Source organism: Aquamicrobium zhengzhouense (assembly GCF_016124105.1).
GTDB classification, from domain to species: domain Bacteria; phylum Pseudomonadota; class Alphaproteobacteria; order Rhizobiales; family Rhizobiaceae; genus Aerobium; species Aerobium zhengzhouense.
In genome coordinates this window covers 1-18,298 of the sequence record NZ_JADGMQ010000004.1, presented here as the reverse complement: position 1 = coordinate 18,298, position 18,298 = coordinate 1, and the positions used below count along the sequence as shown (strand labels likewise).

General features: G+C 58.4%; 20 protein-coding genes and 1 tRNA gene. 14 read left to right on the top strand and 7 right to left on the bottom strand.

Annotated elements, in window-relative coordinates:
• Positions 1-10: 10 nt before the first annotated feature.
• The 5 genes from sufD (at position 11) to IOD40_RS07840 (ending at position 3,722) form a co-directional block, all read left to right on the top strand.
• Entirely contained in the window at positions 11-1,279 is a 1,269-nt protein-coding gene (gene sufD, locus IOD40_RS07860) for a Fe-S cluster assembly protein SufD (RefSeq protein ID WP_198475989.1), read from the top strand.
• A gap of 19 nt (positions 1,280-1,298) precedes the next feature.
• Positions 1,299-2,540, top strand: a complete 1,242-nt coding sequence (locus tag IOD40_RS07855) for a cysteine desulfurase (RefSeq protein WP_198475988.1) — start codon at positions 1,299-1,301, stop codon at positions 2,538-2,540.
• Positions 2,537-2,920 (top strand): SUF system Fe-S cluster assembly protein, encoded by a 384-nt coding sequence (locus tag IOD40_RS07850; protein WP_198475987.1) that lies wholly within the window; start codon positions 2,537-2,539, stop codon positions 2,918-2,920. Before IOD40_RS07855 ends, IOD40_RS07850 begins: the two co-directional genes overlap by 4 nt.
• Positions 2,921-3,007: 87 nt before the next feature.
• On the top strand, positions 3,008-3,394 hold the full coding sequence (sufA, locus tag IOD40_RS07845) for a Fe-S cluster assembly scaffold SufA (protein WP_198475986.1): 387 nt from the start codon (positions 3,008-3,010) through the stop codon (positions 3,392-3,394).
• A gap of 4 nt (positions 3,395-3,398) precedes the next feature.
• The gene (locus tag IOD40_RS07840; RefSeq protein WP_198475985.1) at positions 3,399-3,722 is read left to right on the top strand and encodes a TfoX/Sxy family protein; all 324 of its coding nucleotides are present in this window, start codon (positions 3,399-3,401) and stop codon (positions 3,720-3,722) included.
• Positions 3,723-3,742: 20 nt separating this feature from the next.
• Here the strand turns inward: IOD40_RS07840 and IOD40_RS07835 are convergent, their stop codons facing one another.
• Together IOD40_RS07835 and IOD40_RS07830 are read right to left on the bottom strand one after the other, a co-directional pair.
• Complete coding sequence (locus tag IOD40_RS07835; RefSeq protein WP_198476198.1) at positions 3,743-5,275, bottom strand: DEAD/DEAH box helicase; 1,533 nt, start codon at positions 5,273-5,275, stop codon at positions 3,743-3,745.
• Positions 5,276-5,482: 207 nt separating this feature from the next.
• The gene (locus tag IOD40_RS07830; RefSeq protein WP_198475984.1) at positions 5,483-6,256 is read right to left on the bottom strand and encodes an NAD kinase; all 774 of its coding nucleotides are present in this window, start codon (positions 6,254-6,256) and stop codon (positions 5,483-5,485) included.
• Between the two features lie 139 nt (positions 6,257-6,395).
• Here IOD40_RS07830 and IOD40_RS07825 point away from each other — a divergent pair.
• Positions 6,396-6,471, top strand: a tRNA-Thr gene (locus tag IOD40_RS07825).
• A gap of 441 nt (positions 6,472-6,912) precedes the next feature.
• Here the strand turns inward: IOD40_RS07825 and IOD40_RS07820 are convergent.
• From IOD40_RS07820 to IOD40_RS07800, 5 genes are all read right to left on the bottom strand, one after another.
• The gene (locus IOD40_RS07820; protein WP_198475983.1) at positions 6,913-8,652 is read right to left on the bottom strand and encodes an alpha/beta hydrolase; all 1,740 of its coding nucleotides are present in this window, start codon (positions 8,650-8,652) and stop codon (positions 6,913-6,915) included.
• A 57-nt stretch (positions 8,653-8,709) separates the two neighbouring features.
• Positions 8,710-9,267 (bottom strand): copper chaperone PCu(A)C, encoded by a 558-nt coding sequence (locus tag IOD40_RS07815; protein WP_407649118.1) that lies wholly within the window; start codon positions 9,265-9,267, stop codon positions 8,710-8,712.
• A 558-nt stretch (positions 9,268-9,825) separates the two neighbouring features.
• A complete protein-coding gene (locus tag IOD40_RS07810; RefSeq protein WP_198475982.1) occupies positions 9,826-10,590 on the bottom strand; it encodes an amino acid ABC transporter ATP-binding protein in 765 nt (254 codons plus the stop codon).
• Positions 10,587-11,267, bottom strand: coding sequence for an ABC transporter permease subunit (locus IOD40_RS07805; protein ID WP_198475981.1), 681 nt, complete (start codon positions 11,265-11,267; stop codon positions 10,587-10,589). The genes IOD40_RS07810 and IOD40_RS07805 overlap by 4 nt, the downstream gene beginning before the upstream one ends.
• Positions 11,268-11,344: 77 nt before the next feature.
• Positions 11,345-12,118, bottom strand: a complete 774-nt coding sequence (locus tag IOD40_RS07800) for an amino acid ABC transporter substrate-binding protein (protein WP_198475980.1) — start codon at positions 12,116-12,118, stop codon at positions 11,345-11,347.
• A gap of 221 nt (positions 12,119-12,339) precedes the next feature.
• Here IOD40_RS07800 and IOD40_RS07795 point away from each other — a divergent pair, with 221 nt between their 5' ends.
• The 8 genes from IOD40_RS07795 to IOD40_RS07760 all read left to right on the top strand — a co-directional run bounded on the left by IOD40_RS07795 (position 12,340) and on the right by IOD40_RS07760 (position 18,168).
• Complete coding sequence (locus IOD40_RS07795) at positions 12,340-13,131, top strand: TOBE domain-containing protein (RefSeq protein ID WP_198475979.1); 792 nt, start codon at positions 12,340-12,342, stop codon at positions 13,129-13,131.
• 54 nt (positions 13,132-13,185) lie between these two features.
• Positions 13,186-13,905 carry a molybdate ABC transporter substrate-binding protein gene (modA, locus tag IOD40_RS07790; protein WP_233713907.1) on the top strand — a complete coding sequence of 240 codons (720 nt, stop codon included), beginning with the start codon at positions 13,186-13,188 and terminating at the stop codon, positions 13,903-13,905.
• Positions 13,906-13,929: 24 nt separating this feature from the next.
• Positions 13,930-14,637 (top strand): molybdate ABC transporter permease subunit, encoded by a 708-nt coding sequence (gene modB / locus IOD40_RS07785; RefSeq protein WP_233713898.1) that lies wholly within the window; start codon positions 13,930-13,932, stop codon positions 14,635-14,637.
• Positions 14,634-15,728, top strand: coding sequence for a molybdenum ABC transporter ATP-binding protein (modC, locus tag IOD40_RS07780; RefSeq protein WP_198475977.1), 1,095 nt, complete (start codon positions 14,634-14,636; stop codon positions 15,726-15,728). Before modB ends, modC begins: the two co-directional genes overlap by 4 nt.
• A gap of 365 nt (positions 15,729-16,093) precedes the next feature.
• Positions 16,094-16,984: an MBL fold metallo-hydrolase gene (locus IOD40_RS07775; protein WP_198475976.1), complete on the top strand. Its 891-nt coding sequence runs from the start codon at positions 16,094-16,096 to the stop codon at positions 16,982-16,984.
• Positions 16,981-17,322, top strand: coding sequence for an ArsR/SmtB family transcription factor (locus tag IOD40_RS07770; RefSeq protein WP_198475975.1), 342 nt, complete (start codon positions 16,981-16,983; stop codon positions 17,320-17,322). Before IOD40_RS07775 ends, IOD40_RS07770 begins: the two co-directional genes overlap by 4 nt.
• Positions 17,319-17,747 (top strand): YeeE/YedE family protein, encoded by a 429-nt coding sequence (locus IOD40_RS07765; RefSeq protein WP_198475974.1) that lies wholly within the window; start codon positions 17,319-17,321, stop codon positions 17,745-17,747. The genes IOD40_RS07770 and IOD40_RS07765 overlap by 4 nt, the downstream gene beginning before the upstream one ends.
• A gap of 4 nt (positions 17,748-17,751) precedes the next feature.
• Positions 17,752-18,168 carry a DUF6691 family protein gene (locus tag IOD40_RS07760; RefSeq protein ID WP_198475973.1) on the top strand — a complete coding sequence of 139 codons (417 nt, stop codon included), beginning with the start codon at positions 17,752-17,754 and terminating at the stop codon, positions 18,166-18,168.
• Positions 18,169-18,298 lie beyond the last annotated feature (130 nt).

The following is an 18,298-nucleotide window of genomic DNA, read 5'->3' as shown; positions in this document are numbered from 1 at the left end:
GGTGGTCGATATGAACGTCCACGCAAACCCAACGTTGACAACGGCCGAAAAGGCCCTCGTTGACACATTCGCCGAGCGGTTTTCTACCTTCCCCGGCGACCCGAACGTGGCTCATAGCCGCGACAACGCAATTGAGCAGATCAAGGCCGGGCTTCCGACGCGCCGCGTCGAAAGCTGGCACTACACCGATCTGCGCCGTCTGCTGACGCAGGTGCCATCATTTGAAGCTGGTGCAGCTCCCCAGAAGCTCTCGACGGTGCTGTCGGGCTCGACGGTTCTGGCAGTGCTTGATGGGGTTGCAGATACGGCAAGGCCTGCACTCGACGGCGTCACCGTCGACCGGCTTGCAGACCTGCTGCAGGCAGGCGACGCGCGCGTAAATCTCGCGCCGGATGCCGCTGACGATGCGATTGGCGCGATCAACTCCGCTTTCGTTGCTGATGGTTACGTGCTTTCAGTTGCCGAGGGTGCGACGGTCTCCAACCCGATCGAATTGCAGAACATTCAGGCCGGCGGGCAGGTCCATGCGCGTTTCAGCTTGAAGGCTGGTGCACGTTCAAGCGCAACGATTGTCGAACGGCAGTCGGGCGACGGTGCGGCCTTCGTCAGCTCGGTCTCGACGCTGGAGCTGGGCGAAGGCGCAGACATCCTGTGGGTGATCGTTCAGGATCAGGCCGAGACTGCGACGCATTTCGGACAGTTCAAGGCAAAGCTCGCTAAGGATGCAAAGCTGAGCCTGTTCGTCATGAACGTCGGCGGTAAACTCGTGCGACAGGAAATCTTCGTCGATGTGGAAGGTGATCACGCTGACTTCCGTCTGCGTGGCATCAACCTGCTCGGCGGTGAGACCCACTGTGACGTGACGATGAACCTTGGTCACCTCGCGCCGCACACCACCTCGACCGAGCTGGTGCGGAACGTGGTCACCGATAGGGCTCACGCCGTTTTTCAGGGTCAGATCCGTGTCGCACGTCCGGCGCAGAAGACCGATGCCAAGATGGCTTGCAACACGCTGCTTCTCTCCGATGAGGCGGAAATTTCGACCAAGCCGGAGCTGGAAATCTTCGCTGATGACGTCGCCTGCGGCCATGGTGCCACGGTGACCGAAATTCATCCGGATCATCTGTTCTATTTGATGGCCCGTGGCGTCGAAGAGAAAATCGCTCGGTCACTGCTGATCAAGGCGTTCCTCGCCGAAGTGGTCGAAGAGTTGGAAAATGAAGAGCTGGTCGCCCGGCTCGAAGAAATGTTGGACGACTGGTTCGTCCGGCACGCATAACGACCGGAGCGGTGGCGCGATGGATCTGAAAGTCGAAAACATGACCTATGATGTCGAGGCAATCCGCCGAGATTTCCCGATCCTTTCGCGCACCGTTTACGGTAAGCCTTTGGTGTATCTCGATAACGGCGCGTCGGCTCAAAAGCCCCGAGCGGTAATCGATGCCATCACGCATGCCTATTCGAATGAATATGCAAACGTCCATCGCGGCCTTCACTTCCTGTCGAATGCCGCGACGGATGCTTATGAAAAGGCAAGAGAATCGGTCCGTCGCTTTTTGAACGCCGGCAGCTCGGAAGAGATCATCTTCACTAAGTCGGCGACTGAGGCGATCAATACCGTTGCATATGGCTGGGGTATGCCCAACCTCGGCGAGGGCGATGAGATAGTTCTCTCGATCATGGAGCATCACTCCAATATTGTGCCATGGCACTTCATCCGGGAGCGGCAAGGGGCGAAGCTCGTCTGGGCGCCGGTCGATGAGGATGGCGAGTTCCATATTGAGGAATTCGAAAAGCGCCTGACAGAGCGTACGAAGCTCGTCGCCATCACGCATATGTCGAACGCCCTGGGCACTGTGACTCCGATCAAGGAGATCGTCCGTCTGGCACATGCGCGAAATATCCCAGTGCTGGTAGATGGTAGCCAAGCCGCGGTTCACATGCCGGTGGATGTGCAGGATCTGGGGTGTGACTGGTACATCTTTACGGGTCACAAAGTTTATGGCCCGTCTGGCATCGGTGTTCTCTATGGCCGCAAAGAGCGGCTTGAAGCGATGCGCCCGTTTATGGGCGGCGGCGAGATGATTGAGAATGTCACAGAAGACAACGTGACCTACAATCACCCGCCGCACCGCTTTGAGGCTGGAACGCCGCCCATCGTCCAGGCAATCGGACTCGGCGCCGCTGTGGACTATATGGACAGCGTAGGTCGCGAGCGTATCGCCGCGCACGAAGGCGTTCTGACGTCTTATGCTCATGAGCGGCTAGGTGCGATCAACTCACTGCGCATCTTTGGCAATGCGCCAGGGAAGGGGGCAATCGTCTCTTTCGAACTGGACGGTATCCACGCCCACGATGTATCGATGGTAATCGATCGCTCAGGCGTGGCTGTGCGCGCGGGCACGCATTGCGCACAACCGTTGCTCAAACGCTTCGGTGTGACTTCGACCTGCCGAGCATCATTCGGCATGTACAATACGAAGGCCGAGATTGACGTGCTCGCAGAAGCGCTGGAAAAGGCGCGGAGGTTCTTCGGATGACAGATATGACCGATATGGAAAAAAATCCGCAGGCGGATGCTGTAGCGCAGACTTCGGCGATCCCTGCTGACGAGCTGGCGCGGCTGACTGACGATATCGTCGCTGCGCTGAAGACCGTTTACGATCCGGAAATCCCGTCTGACATTTACGAACTCGGCTTGATCTACCGGATCGACATCGAAGACGATCGCTCGGTCAAGATTGACATGACGCTGACCGCGCCTGGCTGCCCAGTAGCGGGCGAAATGCCTGGCTGGGTCGAGAACGCGGTTGGAGCTGTCGAGGGCGTGTCCGGGGTCGACGTAAGGATGGTATTTGATCCGCCATGGACGCCGGATCGCATGTCGGAAGAAGCGCAGGTCGCAGTCGGCTGGTACTGATCCGCTTGCGCCGACGGCAAATCTTCCCCATCTTGAGATGAACGCATCATTCTACCGGCCTTGAACCGGTACTGAGTGGAGACGACTATGGGCAGGTTTCAGATCATGACGATTACGGACGCAGCCGCTGAGCGTGTCCGGGAAATCGTGACCTCGCGCGACAATGCGCAGGGCATCCGCATCGGCATAAAGAAAGGCGGGTGCGCGGGAATGGAATACACAATCGATCTTGTCGAAGAACCCAATCCCAAGGACGATCATATCGAGCATGCGGGCGCGCAGGTCTGGGTGGCTCCGGAAGCGACGCTTTACCTCCTCGGCACCGAGATGGATTTTGAGCGGACGACACTGCGCACCGGCTTTACCTTCCATAACCCGAACCAGTCTTCGGCGTGTGGATGCGGCGAGTCTGTCGAGCTCAAGCCGGCTGACTTGAAGGCGCTGGCCGAAGCACGCGCCGCCGCAGGCGTCTGAGCGCTTGGACGACGACGCGATCAGAGATCTGTTCGCGCGTCTGGGGCCGATTAAAATCAGGAAAATGTTTGGCGGGAAGGGCGTCTATTTCGACGGTCCTATCGTCGCGCTTGAAGTTGGCGGCGAATTGCTGCTGAAAGCTGACCATGTGTCCGCCGCAGATTTCGCGGCGGCCGGGTCTCAGCAGTGGGTCTATGAGGGCAGTGCTCGGAAGACCAAAGCCTCAATGCCATACTGGACTGTACCAAGCGAAGCAGCGGATGACCCGGATAAGTTCCTCATCTGGGCCCGCAAGGCCTATGAGGCCTCGCTGCGTTCATTAAAGTGAAGATATCTCGGCCGAAACGGTCAGGCTGAAATCGGCATTCCGATCAGCATGAATGCAGGAATGTCATCGCCGAAACCGACAGGGGCGGGGCCCAGATCGTCATGGTACCGACGTCCGCGTTCGCGGCGATCACCATGATGGTCGCTGCGTGACTTGCGCTCGGCATTATCATGACGAATGGCCTCGCGGCGAGATTCCTGCGACAACACCGGCTTTACCTCTGGCTGTACATCGTGTTCGGCAACAGCAGCGACGGCGCTTTCTGTTGTCTTGTCCTGCTTGGCCACAGATCGCTTGTCTTTGCCGGTGGCCCGGCCACGTTCGCGCTTGTCGCCACGTGCGCGGCGTGGACGCTCTTCCTGCTCCGGCTCGTCACCGAGCGTGGACAGGTCGCCATCCAACCAGTCAACATTGTTGCCGATCATCTTCTCAATCGCGCCAAGCGCCTTCACATCGGCTTTGGTGACGATCGTGAAAGCCTTGCCTGAGCGGCCAGCGCGGCCGGTACGACCAATGCGGTGGACATAGTCCTCTGCATGGATCGGTACGTCGAAATTGAAGACGTGGCTGACATCAGGGATATCCAGGCCGCGTGCGGCGACATCTGACGCTACCAGCAGCTTGAGCTTCCCGTCGCGGAACGCCGAGAGCATGGCCATGCGGGCACGCTGATCCATGTCACCGTGCAGAGCACCTGCATCGAACTCGTATTTGACCAGCGAGCGGAAGAGTTCTGAGACATCCGACTTGCGGTTGCAGAAGATGATCGCGTTCTTGAGCTCCGCATCCTCGGCCCGGATCAGATCGCGTAAAACCGCGCGCTTGTCCCATGGCTTCGATCTGGACTTGACCAGCTTCTGTTCGATGTTGACGCCGGTCGACGATGCTTTGGCCACTTCGATGCGGACAGGCGCCTGCAGGAACTGCTCCGTCAGCTTCGTGATTTCCGGCGGCATTGTCGCGGAGAAGAACAGGGTCTGACGGGTGAATGGGATCAGTTTGCAGATGCGTTCGATATCGGGGATGAAGCCCATGTCGAGCATGCGATCTGCCTCGTCGATGACGAGGATTTCGACGCCGGTCAGCAGCAGCTTGCCGCGTTCGAAATGGTCCAGCAGGCGACCGGGCGTCGCGATCAAAACGTCAGCGCCGCGCTCCAACTTCTTTTCCTGCTCGTCGAACGACACGCCGCCAATCAGAAGCGCCACGGTCAGACGGTGGTTCTTGCCGTATTTGACGAAGTTCTCCTCTACCTGCGCCGCGAGTTCGCGCGTCGGTTCAAGGATGAGCGTGCGTGGCATGCGAGCGCGGGCGCGGCCCTTCTCAAGCCGCGTGATCATCGGCAGGACAAACGCCGCCGTCTTGCCGGTGCCTGTCTGGGCAATGCCAAGAATGTCTTTGCCCTGAAGGGCATGCGGAATGGCGCCAGCCTGGATCGGAGTCGGATTGACGTAACCGGCATCGGTCACGGCGGACAGAACCTTCTGCGAGAGGCCAAGATCCGCGAAAGTTACGGATGGCGCTTCTGATGCTACCTCGGTTTCAGGCAGGATTTCAGTCTGATTGTCTGCTGACACTGTGATGTTTGTCTTTGCTGGTTTGCCCGACGGCGATACGCCGCCCACACCCCGATACGGAAAAATCCGCACGATCGTCGCTGTTGGCGATAAGGAATGATGTCGGTGATGTCAACGGCAAGGGCCGCGAAACCACGAATTTACGCTGCTTTGATCAATATATGATTAAGCAGACAGGTATTTTCAATAGCGGAACTGTTCGGCGAGAATGCGTTCATCCCATGAATGGCTTTGATCAAACAGAAGCGTGACAGTCGAGCGGCGCGATTCCCTTACGGTAACGGAGGTGACCGATCTGACTTCGGAATGGTCGGCAACGGCATTTACCGGGCGCTTATCGGCTTCAAGAATATCAAAACGTACCACCGAGCGGTTGGGCAGCAACGCGCCGCGCCATCGTCTGGGCCGAAAGGGGCTTACGGGCGTGAGAGCAAGCAGGGGAGCATCGAGCGGCAGAATGGGGCCATGGGCCGACAGGTTGTAGGCCGTTGAGCCTGCAGGTGTCGCAACCATGATTCCGTCGCAGATCAATTCATCGAGCCGGACTTTTCCATCGATGGTGATGCGGACCTTAGCTGCCTGCGCAGACTGGCGAAACAGCGAGACCTCGTTGATGGCACGCCCCGTAAGCAGATTACCTTCCGCCGTCTCCGCCGTCATGACCAGCGGTCGGATCGTCTCCGATTCAGCGGCGATGATGCGTTCGTGAAGGTCTTCTTCGCGGTACTCATTCATCAGAAAGCCGATCGTGCCGCGGTTCATGCCGTAGATGGAGCGCCCGGAATCCATGTTTTCCTGAATCGCCTGCAGCATGAAGCCATCGCCGCCAAGCGCAACAACGACATCTGCCTGATCAAGAGGTGTCTGACCATAGAGTGTAGCAAGTCGCGCAGCAGCTTCGCGAGCATCGCGATTCTCGGCGCAGATGAATGTCAGGGCAGGGCGTTCTGTAGTCATTGATATTCCGTGCGGCAGGCGCGGCCATGCTCCACGCAGCATAGGAGTTAGCATGGCGGACCTCGGGAAGATAGCGCGGGAAGCTGAGGACGTTCATTCCCCTTTACACCGGCTACAAATATGCTAATCCGTGCGCCGTGCCCTTGTAGCTCAGTTGGTAGAGCACCTGATTTGTAATCAGGGGGTCGCGGGTTCAAATCCTGCCGGGGGCACCATAAAAATCAATGACTTACTTCTATACCTACCGGCTAGCACGGTCTGCACGAGTGTCCTAAAGGGCGTCCTTTCTCTGCCGGTCTTCTTAGTCACGCCATAGAAAACGCCGCGCATCGCTGATGCTGACAGCAAATGTGAGTCGCAAGTTCCGTGCGTGTTCGTGCTGGTTTTGGCGAGCGGAGCTCAGCGCACGTGCAGACCACTGGTGCGCGCGCCGTCTCTCATGACTGCTAAATGTCGCACTTGCTGCGGCCAACCGTCACAATTTCCGTTGCCAGATTGCAAAAACCGTAGCAATTTGTCGCATGGGAGGACGGTACATGAAGTTCACGGATTACGCAGGCGAGATGATTGTGCTCGCAATTTTGGGGCTGTTGGCATTCGCTACGACTTACGCTTTGTTCATTGCCTGAGGGAACTTCCCCTTAAAGAGACGTGAGTTAGCCGCCGCGATTTGGCTGCGCAGCGTCATCTTCGGCGTCTTCCGTGGCGCCTACACGCTGGATGAGGTGAGCCTTTAGCTCGTCAAGCTTTTGCAGCGACCAGTCACTTATGTCAGCAACCTCCAGCCATGCGTCGACATAATGCTGCGGGGCGTAGACGTGACCGTGCCCCATCGGCGTTCCCGCAGCAAAGGCCATATCGACTGCCAGTTGAAGCATTGTCACCAGCGGGTACCACCTTAGCTCTCTTGACACGTCCGGGCCGCGTGGTTCCCCCATCCATGCTGGCTGACGGTAGAGGTTGTGGTAGTCAAAAAAGGTAACGGCATCGCTGGCATATTGGAGGTAGACGATCCGGGTCGGACCCCATGGTGCCCCAGGCTCGACGTTGGTGCCGTCCTGATTCATGAAACGGGCAAAACTTCCGTCACGGAAAGCGGGAAGCCAGGCGGGCGTGCCGGGGTTTCTTCCGTTGGTGAGCTGCCTCCACATGCGGCTCTCGAAGGGCGGCCCACTCCAGAGCGCACCTTGAATAGGATCAGCGATGATCTCGAAGAGTTCGAGCGAGCGCTCGGAATTCATGGCGCCGAGGCTGAGGCCGTGCAGATACAGCTTTGGTCGCTGGTCGGCAGGGAGCGTGCGCCAGTAGTCATAGACCGCCGTGAAGATGGCGCGTGCAGCGTCCCGGCCGTATTCAGGCTGAACCAGCAGCGACAACGGGCTCGACAGGTAAGAGTACTGGAGAGCCACGCTCGCAATGTCGCCGTGATGGAGGTACTCGACCGCGTCCATGGCTGATGGATCAATCCAGCCTGTCCCTGTCGGAGTGACCACAACCAGCGCTTTCCGTTCGAAGGCACCGACACGCAACAGCTCTTCCAGCGCGAGCGCTGCCCGCTCTTCCGCCGTCTCGGCGGCTGCCAGTCCGACATAAACCCGGATAGGTTCCAGGGCTTCCTTGTCAGAGATCGCCGATATGTCGGCTGCGCTAGCGCCAGAGGCGATGAACTCGCGCCCGGTGCGGCCGAGAAGCTTCCAGGCGACAAGAGATGCTTCGCTGCCCGTCTTCATCGGGTCGCTAGGTTGTGGGCGCTCCGGTTCGATGAGCGCGTCGAATTCGCGAAACGAGGAGTCCGCCAGGCGAAATGCGGTGCGCAGCAACACATCATTTGCCAGCAGCCAGAACAAGATGATGGTGGCAGTGACCCCGACCACGTTTGCGATGCGTCTTGGAACGTAAACGTTCATCCATGCAGCAAATCTCGACGCCGCGTAGGAAAAGAGGCGTCCGATTGCGAGAAGGACGACGAAGGTTGCAAGTGCGTATAGGCTGACGCGTACTTGGTGACTGCTCTCCAGCGGCTTCATATCCATCGCAAGCCGGATGGAGTTTTGCCAATCACCGGCACGCCACAAAAACAGCAGCAATACCGATAGGCAAAAAATCCCGATCAAATAATTGGTGATCAGGCGTAGCCGCGCCCTGGGTGCGCGCAATTCAAGGTAGAACCAAAGCCAGCGTGAGAAGACGCCGATGCCGTAGCCAGCAGCGAAGCAGGTCCCGCCTAGTATGCCTTGGGTAACAGCAGTGCGGGGGATGAGGCTCGGGGTGAGGGAAGCCGCAAAAAGCAGAGTTCCCAGCGCCAGGCCGACGCCCGAAAGAGCCTCGATCCGGCGACGTATCCAGGAGAAAACTGGATGAGCAAAAAAGTTGGGTTTGGTTCCGGCTCGTTCCATACGTCTTTGTGCCTTTGCTCAAGAAAACTGTCCAGAGCGAGCCGGAACCCTCAGCTACTAGTGGCCGTGGCCGGAATGGTCACCTTCGCTTGCCTTCGCGCCCATCGCCTCAACCGCGAACTCGACGTCGATCGAACCGGCCTTCTCGAAGTGTAGCGTGCCACTGAAGCGTTCGCCCTCCTTGGGCGGCGCGTTAAGCTCCATGAACATGAGGTGGTAAGAGCCGGGCTCAAGGGAGACTGATCCCCCGGCCGGGATCTCTACGCCTTGCGATAGCGGGCGCATCGTCATGATGCCCTCCGCATTGACCGCCATCTCGTGAATTTCAGCCCGTTCGGAAATCTCGCTCTCTACCGAGACCAGGCGGTCGGCTTCCTCGCCCGCGTTCTTTATGGAGAGGTAGCCAGCAGCGACCTTGGCGGTCGGCACGGTTGCGCGGGACCATGGGTGATCGATCTGAAGGTCACCGGCCTTGTAATCATGCGCTTCAGAGGGAAGCGTCATCGCGGCGAGCATCAGCGCCAGTGCGGTTACGCCGCGGCGGATCATGCCACCGCGCGCGAGGTTGAATGGAAAAGTGGTTGTCTGCGCCGAGGCGCGAGGAGTGATGGCCATAAAAATTGCTCCGTAAGCCAAGCAAGGCTGTAAGTTGATTAGAAGTAGGGCGCATTGCGCCACGAACTTATCAACTCGACGGAGGAGCACGGGGATTGCCCGGGCGATAGGTGCTCGCAAGGTGCGAGTCTACCTGAGCGGCGGGCTTCAGAACGCTTGTGGTCTGCGTAAATGGATGGTCCAGAACGACATCCGGTGCTGGACCAGCCTGTAGCGGGGCGCATATTGAGCAGGGACCAAAGCAGCACCCGGGCATGCCCTGATCGCTTGCATCTCGGGTATCGCTGCTGGTGATGCAGAGGGGATTGCCGAAGATGTCGAGGGTGGGGGCGGTGCTTGCCGAAGCAATCGTGAATGCTCCGAGCGCCAACTGAAGCACAAGCAACCAACTCGCAGCCAGTGCGATGGCGATGTGCTTTTTTCCGTTGCTGCCCGTCTGAAACACGGAACTACCCGTCAGTGAGTTCTGATCTGCCCAAGCAGGTAGCATCCGTCGCTGCGTGGCGAAATGTGCGATGATGACGCTGGGGGACCTTTTTGGGGCGCAGGGTGCAGAGCTCAAGGCGCTTGAACATCAGAGCTCTGCAGCAATGTAGAGATAAACCTTTGTGTGCGCTGGCGTTGTGGAGCGGTAAAAAGTTCGCGCGACGGCCCCTTCTCCACGATTACTCCCACCTCAAGAAATACAGCCTCCTGCGCAATGGTCGATGCGAGGCGAAGATCGTGCGTCGCTATGACCATTGTTGTCCCCTCGCGTGCAAGCTGTGCCAGCACCTCCACGACTTCGCTTGCAAGTTCAGGATCGAGCGCTGAGGTTGGCTCGTCGCATAGGAGGACCTTGGGCGAGGGCGCCAGTGCGCGGGCGATTGCCACGCGCTGCTGCTGCCCCCCGGACAGGGTAGACGGCCAAGCATCGGCCTTATGTCCCAGGCCAACCTTTTCGAGAAGTTCGCGGGCTCGCTGATGCGCCCTGTCCTTTGGCCACTTCAGTACGGTGATCAGAGATTCCGCTACGTTGTCCATCGCGTTTCGGTGCGGAAAGAGCTGAAAGTTCTGAAACACCATGCCGGTCTGGCGACGCAGCTTCTGAACCGCTTTCCAGCCCGCTTTGCCACCGGGGTGAAACTCCAACGACTCTTCGCCGATCCGCAGCGAGCCCGATGTTGGGATTTCCAGCAGGTTGATGCAGCGCAGCAAGGTCGACTTCCCACCACCGGAAGGGCCGATGAGGGCGGTAACGCTTCCTTCGGCAAACGTTACGTCGACATGATCGAGCACAGTGTGTTCACCGAACTTTTTCACGATCTGCTTGAGCTCGATCATGTCCGTGCCTCCATGAAGCCGCCATAGCGATTGAGGCGATGTTCGAGGCGGGTCTGCAGTGCCGAGAGGACGGAACTGATTGCCAGATAGATCAGCGCGGCTTCGATATAGAGGATCAGTGGCTCATAGGTGACGGCGACCACCCGTTGTGCAGCCTGAAACAGTTCCGGCACCGTGATCGCAGCCGCGAGAGACGTATCTTTTACCAGCGAGATGAAGGTGTTGGAGAGGGGAGGCACGGCAACCCGCGCCGCCTGTGGCAGGATGGTCCTGCGCATCGTCTGCGTCCAGGACATGCCGATGGAAAATGAAGCCTCCCACTGGCCCTTTGCGACGGATGTGATTGCAGCTCGAACAATCTCTGAACTGTAAGCTCCGATATTAAGGGTGAAGCCGATCAGGGCGGCAGGAAATGCGTCGAGCAATATGCCGGCTGACGGAAGGCCGTAGAAGATCAGGAAAAGCTGCACGAGAAGCGGCGTTCCTCTGATGATCCAGACGTAAAAGCGGGCGATCGCCGCGAGCGGCCATGGGCCGAACAATCGGACCAATGCGACGATCAGTCCAAGCGTCAGACCAAAGATGAAGGAAAGAAGAGTAAGCGGGATGGTGAATGCAAGCGCGGCCCACAGAAGCGGGCCGAGCGAGTCAATCATGAGTTGGAGCCAGTGCGGCACGACCATATCTCCGTTGTCAGCTAATCTAACGGGGCCGTTCGCAGAACTGCAAGGTAGGCCGCGATAAACGGTGGTCGTTATTCGGAAACGTCTTCGCCGAAATACTTTTCAGAAATCTCCTTGTAGGTTCCGTCGGACTTGATCTCCTCAAGCGCCTTGTTGATCGCCGCGACCAGCTCGGGGTCTCCCTTGCGGACCAGAATTCCGGAATGAGAAGCGTCGCCAACGGTCGCGACGATCTTCACCGGTGCGTTTGGCTGCTTCTTCTTAAAGTCATAGAAGGACAGACTGTCGTTGAGCGTGGCGTCAGCGCGCCCTTGGACCACCAAGGCGATAGACTGATCGAACCCGTCGGTCGCCACGATTTGAGCGCCGGCCTCCTGAGCCATGCGACCGTAATTGCTGGTCATGGATTGCGCAGCTTTCCGGCCGGAAAGATCTCCAACGGCGGTGATATCGCTGTTGTCCTCGCGCACAATCAGCGCCGCCTGGGACGCAACATACGGGTCCGAGAAATCGAACTTCGCCTTCCGCTCCTCGGTGATGCCGACCTGGTTGATCACTGCGTCATAGCGCGTCGCGTCCAGCCCTGCGATCAGTCCATCCCACTTCCCTTGGACGAATTCGGCCTTCACGCCGATACGTTCAGCGACTGCCTCGCCAATCTCGACATCGAAACCGACAAGTTTCCCGCTCTCATCATGATAGGTGAATGGAGCGTAGGTCCCTTCAGTGCCGATCTTGATCACCCCTGCGGCCTTGATGGCATCGAAGTTATCCCCGGCGTGGCCCGGAAAGATTGCCAGTGCCTGAATCGTGCCTGCCAAGGCAATTGTCTTCAGCCAGTTCATTGATGTCTCCGTGAGAATAGCGAGGGCGGAACATTTTTCTGCTAAACAATCTAGGTCGGCGGCGTCTTAGAACAAGAACATCTGATCTCGCTCTCTGAAAGAATAGAAATGTTTTTTCTTTCCTTCGCAGGATGCGCGCAACATGCGCCCCGCGCGCTGCCAATTGCGGTCAAACGCGAATCGTTATATAGTTGACTATATAGCGGTGTGGGAGAGGCGGCTTGGCCATTGAAGCTTCAATCAGTTTTCGTGCCGACGAGGCGCCGACCATTGGTCGAGAGAGGATCCGGCTGCTGGAAGCCGTGGCACGCTGTGGAAGTATCTCGGCTGGGGCCAGGGCTGCTGGCATCAGCTACAAGGCTGCATGGGACGCGCTGGACGCGATGGCGAATTTCTTCGGAAAACCAATGCTCGAGACGCGAGCAGGTGGGCGTTCCGGCGGAGGAGCAAGGCTTACAGAGGCGGGTCTGCGCGTAGTCGGTTCCTATCATCGGCTGGAGGGAGAGCTTTCGCGCGTCCTTGCTCAGCTTGAGCCGGAACTGGCGGGTTCTGGCATACATCCACTCCAGCTCGTAACGGGTTATCTCATGAGAACGAGTGCACGTAATGTGCTGCGGGGAACGATAAGTACGATCCTTGCCGATACGCTGAATTCGGAGGTCGCGGTGGTGATCGGCGATGAGGCCACGATCCATGCCCTCGTTACCAATGAGAGCGTCCGCGAGCTTGGGCTGGTGGTTGGACGCGAGGCCATTGTCCTCATCAAGGCGCCCTTCGTTATGATCGCGCCCGGGGGGAAGCGGCCGTCTGTTTCTGCCCGAAATTGTCTCGCCGGCAAGATTCTGCGCTGTGAGACTTCATCCGTGAATGCCGAGGTTGTCGTCGACATCGGTGGGGGCAAGACGCTTGCAGCCAGTATCAGCGCGCACAGCGCCAAAGACCTCGAACTTGCCGAGGGCAGGGAAGTCTACGCCCTGTTCGAAGCCTCCCACGTCCTTGTTGCAACAGACTGATTTTCACGGAGAGCAGACATGCACCACCTCAAGATTGTCGCGGTAATTCTGGCAATGGTTGCGCCGGCGATGGCAGCTCGGCCAGCGAATGCTGCGCAGGCCAATGTGGCGGTTGCCGCGAACTTTACCGATGCTGCGAATGAAATTCAGGCAGTCTTCGCACGATCGACGGGACACGAAGCGGTCTTGTCCTTCGGTGCGACAGGGCAGTTATACACCCAGATATCGCAGGGTGCTCCATTCGACGTATTTCTTGCCGCCGACGATGAACGCCCTGCGCTGGCGGTGTCTGAGGGTTATGGCGTCGATGGATCGGTGTTTACCTACGCCATTGGTCAGTTGGTTCTTTATTCCGCCGACGCCAGCGGGGTAGTTGGGGCGGAAACCTTAAGAGCCGGCGCGTTCCAGAAGCTTGCGATCGCTAACCCCTCCACAGCCCCATACGGCAGGGCTGCCGTCGAAGCGATGAAGGCGCTTGGTGCGTTTGACTCGCTAGAGACGAAAATTGTTCACGGACAGAGTATTGCCCAAGCATTTCAGTTTGTTGAGACAGGCAATGCAGAACTTGGCTTCGTGGCGCTTGGCCAGGTTTCCCAGATGGGAAGCGGTTCACGCTGGATCGTTCCGCAGGAATATTACGGGCCAATCAAGCAAGACGCGGTCCTCCTGAAGAGAGGCGAGGATAACGAGGCTGCCATAGCATTCCTCGAATTTCTGAAAAGCGAAGAAGCGACCGCGATCATTCGTAAATTCGGCTACGAGGCTGGCCTGTGATGTTGGGATGCTACCGCCCTTGCTTTGGCGCTGTTCAGCATTGGAGGAAGGGCGCTGTCTGACGAGCTCTGGTCGCCGATTTGGCTGACGATCCAACTCGCGGGTATCACGACGTTCACACTGTTGATCGTCGGCATCCCCATTGCGTGGTGGCTGGCGTGGTCGACTTCTCGCTGGCGTGAGGTGGTCGGTGCCATCGTGGCACTGCCGCTGGTGCTGCCGCCAACGGTTCTGGGCTTCTATATTCTCGTTGCGTTAGGGCCGCAGGGACTCGGCGGATGGTTTGGCCATCTCGCAGGTGTTCGCAGCTTTGCCTTCACCTTCGAAGGGCTGATCCTCGGCTCAGTCATCTCTTCGTTGCCGTTCATGGTGCAGCCCGTACGAAATTCGTTCGAAGCCATGGGGCGGCGTCCGCTCGAAGTCGCGGCGACGCTGCGAGCTTCGCCCTGGGACCGGTTCGTTACCATTGCGCTGCCGCTCGCTCTGCCGGGATTGCTTACGGGCGCAGTTCTGACCTTCGCCCACACCATCGGTGAATTTGGCGTCATCTTGATGATCGGCGGAAACATCCCCGGGGAGACCCGGGTGCTGTCAATCGCAGTCTACGACTTTGTTGAGACCCTGCGTTGGCGAGAAGCGCATATTCTGTCGGTCGGAATGCTCGTTTTCTCGTTTGTAGTGATCCTGCTCGTCTCCCTGCTCGCCCGGAAATCAAAAGGACGAGCATTATGATGGCCGGGACAATCGAGATTTCGCTGGATGGTCACATTGGTGACTTGCACCTGAATGTGGATATGTCACTACCGATGCGTGGTATCTCAGCCCTTTTCGGGCGATCGGGGTGCGGAAAGACGTCTATCCTGCGTTCGGTTGCCGGCCTGAGCCGTATTCCGGGACAGATTGCCGTCGGGAACGAAGCGTGGCAGCGGGAAGGGCACTTCGTTCCCACTCATAAGCGATCTCTTGGATATGTCTTCCAGGAAGCCAGCCTCTTTGCGCATCTCAACGTCAGGCAAAATCTCAATTACGGCCATAGGCGCGCTGGGAATGGTTCGGGGAAGGTCCAGTTTGACGACGTCGTCGAACTGCTGGGGCTAGTGAGACTTCTTGATCGCTCGCCGGAGAACCTTTCAGGAGGTGAACGCCAGCGCGTCGCCTTGGGGCGAGCGCTCCTGTCACAACCGCGTCTGCTTTTGATGGATGAGCCCCTCTCGGCGCTCGATCGTTTGAGCAGGGATGAGATCCTTCCCTACTTTGAGGCGCTGCACGCAAGCTTGAAAATCCCGATCCTGCTGGTCACGCACGATCTTGATGAAGTTGAGCGCCTGGCGGATCATCTTGTCCTGTTGCAATCCGGGAAAGTTCTGGCCTCTGGGCCCCTTCACGCGCTTCAGGGCGATCCAAGTCTGCCGCTGGCGGCGCGCAGGGATGCAGGTGTAACACTTGATGCGGCCGTTACCGGATACGATCACACTTACGGTCTCGCAACCCTCACTACGAATGGCGCAACGCTCACCGTGCCGCTGCCAGCTGGCGCTGCTGCGGGACGTCACCGCCTTACCGTAAGGGCCGGGGACGTAAGTCTGGCACGCGAAGTCCCGCATGCGACGACGGTTCTTAATGTCCTGCCCGCGAAGATCCTCAGTGCCTCTCACTCCGGCTATGAAGTCATTGCTCTTCTGGGGCTCGGGTCAGAAGGTGCCGGCAGCCGGATCCTCGCCAGAGTCACCAAACGCTCGTGGGACCAATTGCAGCTGCAAGTCGGCATGGGCGTCCACGCGCAAATCAAAAGCGTCGCGCTTGTGCGGGAAGCTAAAGGGTAGCGGCCTTTTCGAAGCAGCGACAGCATCGCGAAGGCGCGGCGAGAACGCTGCCATGGGACGACAAGCTCGGTAGGCTACCACGCGCAGCTAGTTGATTGCGATTTTACTATTGCGTTTTTTCGCAATCAATATACTTCTACGAGAACAGTTTCACTGGGCGCATGGGGTGAAGCATGAAGCGAAGTTGTGGGACGGGGGCATCCCGTACCCGTCGTCCCCGGCGCTAATTAAATTGGTGTGCCGCTTGGAGATCATCCCAAACCGTCTGGACCTAAGGGGCCCGGTTCACCGGTGGACCCGAGAGCGTTGCCTTGCCTGCTGAACGCAAATTCGCCAACTGAAAACCGATTATCCGGAGTATTTTCATGAGCATCGCCAAACTCCTTGTGAAAGGCTTTTTTGAACCCCGCACGTTTTCAATCCAGTACGTTGTGGCCGATCCTGAGACCAAGAAATGCGCCATTATCGATCCGGTGCTGGATTTCGATGAGAAATCAGGGGTAACCGCCACCAAGAGCGCTGACGAACTTCTGGCATACGTTGCAGCGCAAGGTTTTGAAGTGGAGTGGATCCTCGACACACATCCGCATGCCGACCACTTTTCCGCAGCGCCTTACCTGAAGGTGAAGACGGGTGCACCGACCGCGATTGGTGAAAAGGTGGTCGAGGTCCAGAAACTCTGGATGGACATCTACAACTGGCCCGACTTCAAGGTGGATGGCTCGCAATGGGATCGTCTGTTTGCTGCAGGCGACACGTTCAGCGTCGGCAATATTCCCGCGCGTGTCCTTTTTTCACCCGGTCACACGCTCGCTTCGATCACCTACGTGATCGGAGATGCCGCCTTCGTGCATGACACACTCTTCATGCCGGATTCCGGCACTGCGCGTTGCGATTTTCCGGGTGGCAGTGCCAAGCGGCTCTACAAGTCCATCATGGAAATACTGTCGCTGCCGGATGAGACCCGTGTGTTTACCGGTCACGATTATCAGCCCGGCGGCCGCGAGCCGCTATGGGAATCGACGGTTGCCGAGCAGCGCGCGACTAACACGCATATGTCGAAATGCGCGACGGAAGCCGAGTTTGTCGCTGTGCGCGAGGCGCGCGACAAGACGCTCGCCATGCCCAAGCTTATCCTGCATGCGCTGCAGGTGAACATGAATGGTGGCCGTCTTCCTGAGCCGGAGGCCAACGGCAAGCGATACCTCAAATTCCCCCTCGATGCGCTCGAGGGAGTGACATGGGATGATCGATGAAACTCGAACTTGAACCCGGCATGGCTGACCTGGTCGCCAATGCTGGGGAGGCCGCAGATTTTCTCAAGAAGTTCGCTCATCCATCGCGGCTGATGATCGTCTGCGCTCTCATTGATGGAGAGCGCTCGGTGCGCGATCTCGAAGATACACTCGGGATACGCCAGCCTGGCCTGTCGCAACAGATCGCGGAATTGCGGGACGCCGGCTTCATCGTCGGCCGCAGGGAGTCAAAAAGCATGTTCTATCGCCTCGCGGATGGGCGGGTGCGCGACTTCATTGAATTGATGTACCGGATGTTCTGCACGTCGCAGTCGTCTGATCCCGGAGACGTAAAATGACGGAGTTCACCCCGTGGGCGTCGCTGATCGGCGGGGTCATGATCGGCCTTGCGGCGGTCCTTCTTATGTTGTGGGAAGGCCGTATCGCTGGCATCTCAGGCATCGCCTCGCGCCTTCTGCCGCCCTATCGCGACCGCGCGTTTGCATCGCGGTTCGGCTTTATCGCCGGCATCATTGCCGCACCACTTTTGATGTCATGGTTGAAGGGTGCGCCGATCTCGCAAACCATTTCATCCAACGTGCCGCTGATGATCGTAGCAGGCCTCATCGTCGGCTTTGGCGCGGTCTGGGGCAATGGTTGTACCTCAGGTCACGGCGTGTGCGGCTTGTCCCGCCTGTCGCCGCGCTCGCTTGTTGCGACCATGACCTTCATGGTGACGGCCTTTGTCACCGTCTTTATCGTCCGTCACGTGATGGGAGGCTGATCGGGTGTCTTTCCTCGTCAATCTCGCGTTGGGTCTTCTGTTTGGCGGTGGCCTGGTCGTCTCCGGCATGGCGGACCCGGCCAAGGTCTTGAACTTTCTCGATCTGTTCGGAACCTGGGATCCATCGCTTGCCTTCGTCATGGGCGGTGCGGTGATCGTCGCCTTCATCGGCTATCGTCTTGTACTGCGCCGTGAGCGGCCGCTTGCGGGTGGAGCGTTCCATCTCCCAACCCGACAAGACATCGATATCCGTATCCTCGTTGGCCCAGCCATCTTTGGCGTTGGCTGGGGGCTCGGTGGTTTTTGCCCTGGTCCTGCTATCGCGGCGTTGGGCTTAGGCGCCCCAGGCACGCTCGCCTTCGTTCCTGCCATGATCCTTGGCATGTTCGCTGCACGAATGCTGAGCGAAAAGCCGACATAGCTCGCACCCACGCTCCCTTAGAACATCGCACGTGGGATGAATGTTGCGATCTGCGGGAAGATGACGATCAGCAACAGGGATACGGCCATGGCGAACCAGAATGGCAGGACGCCTTTGAAGATCGTCGTCA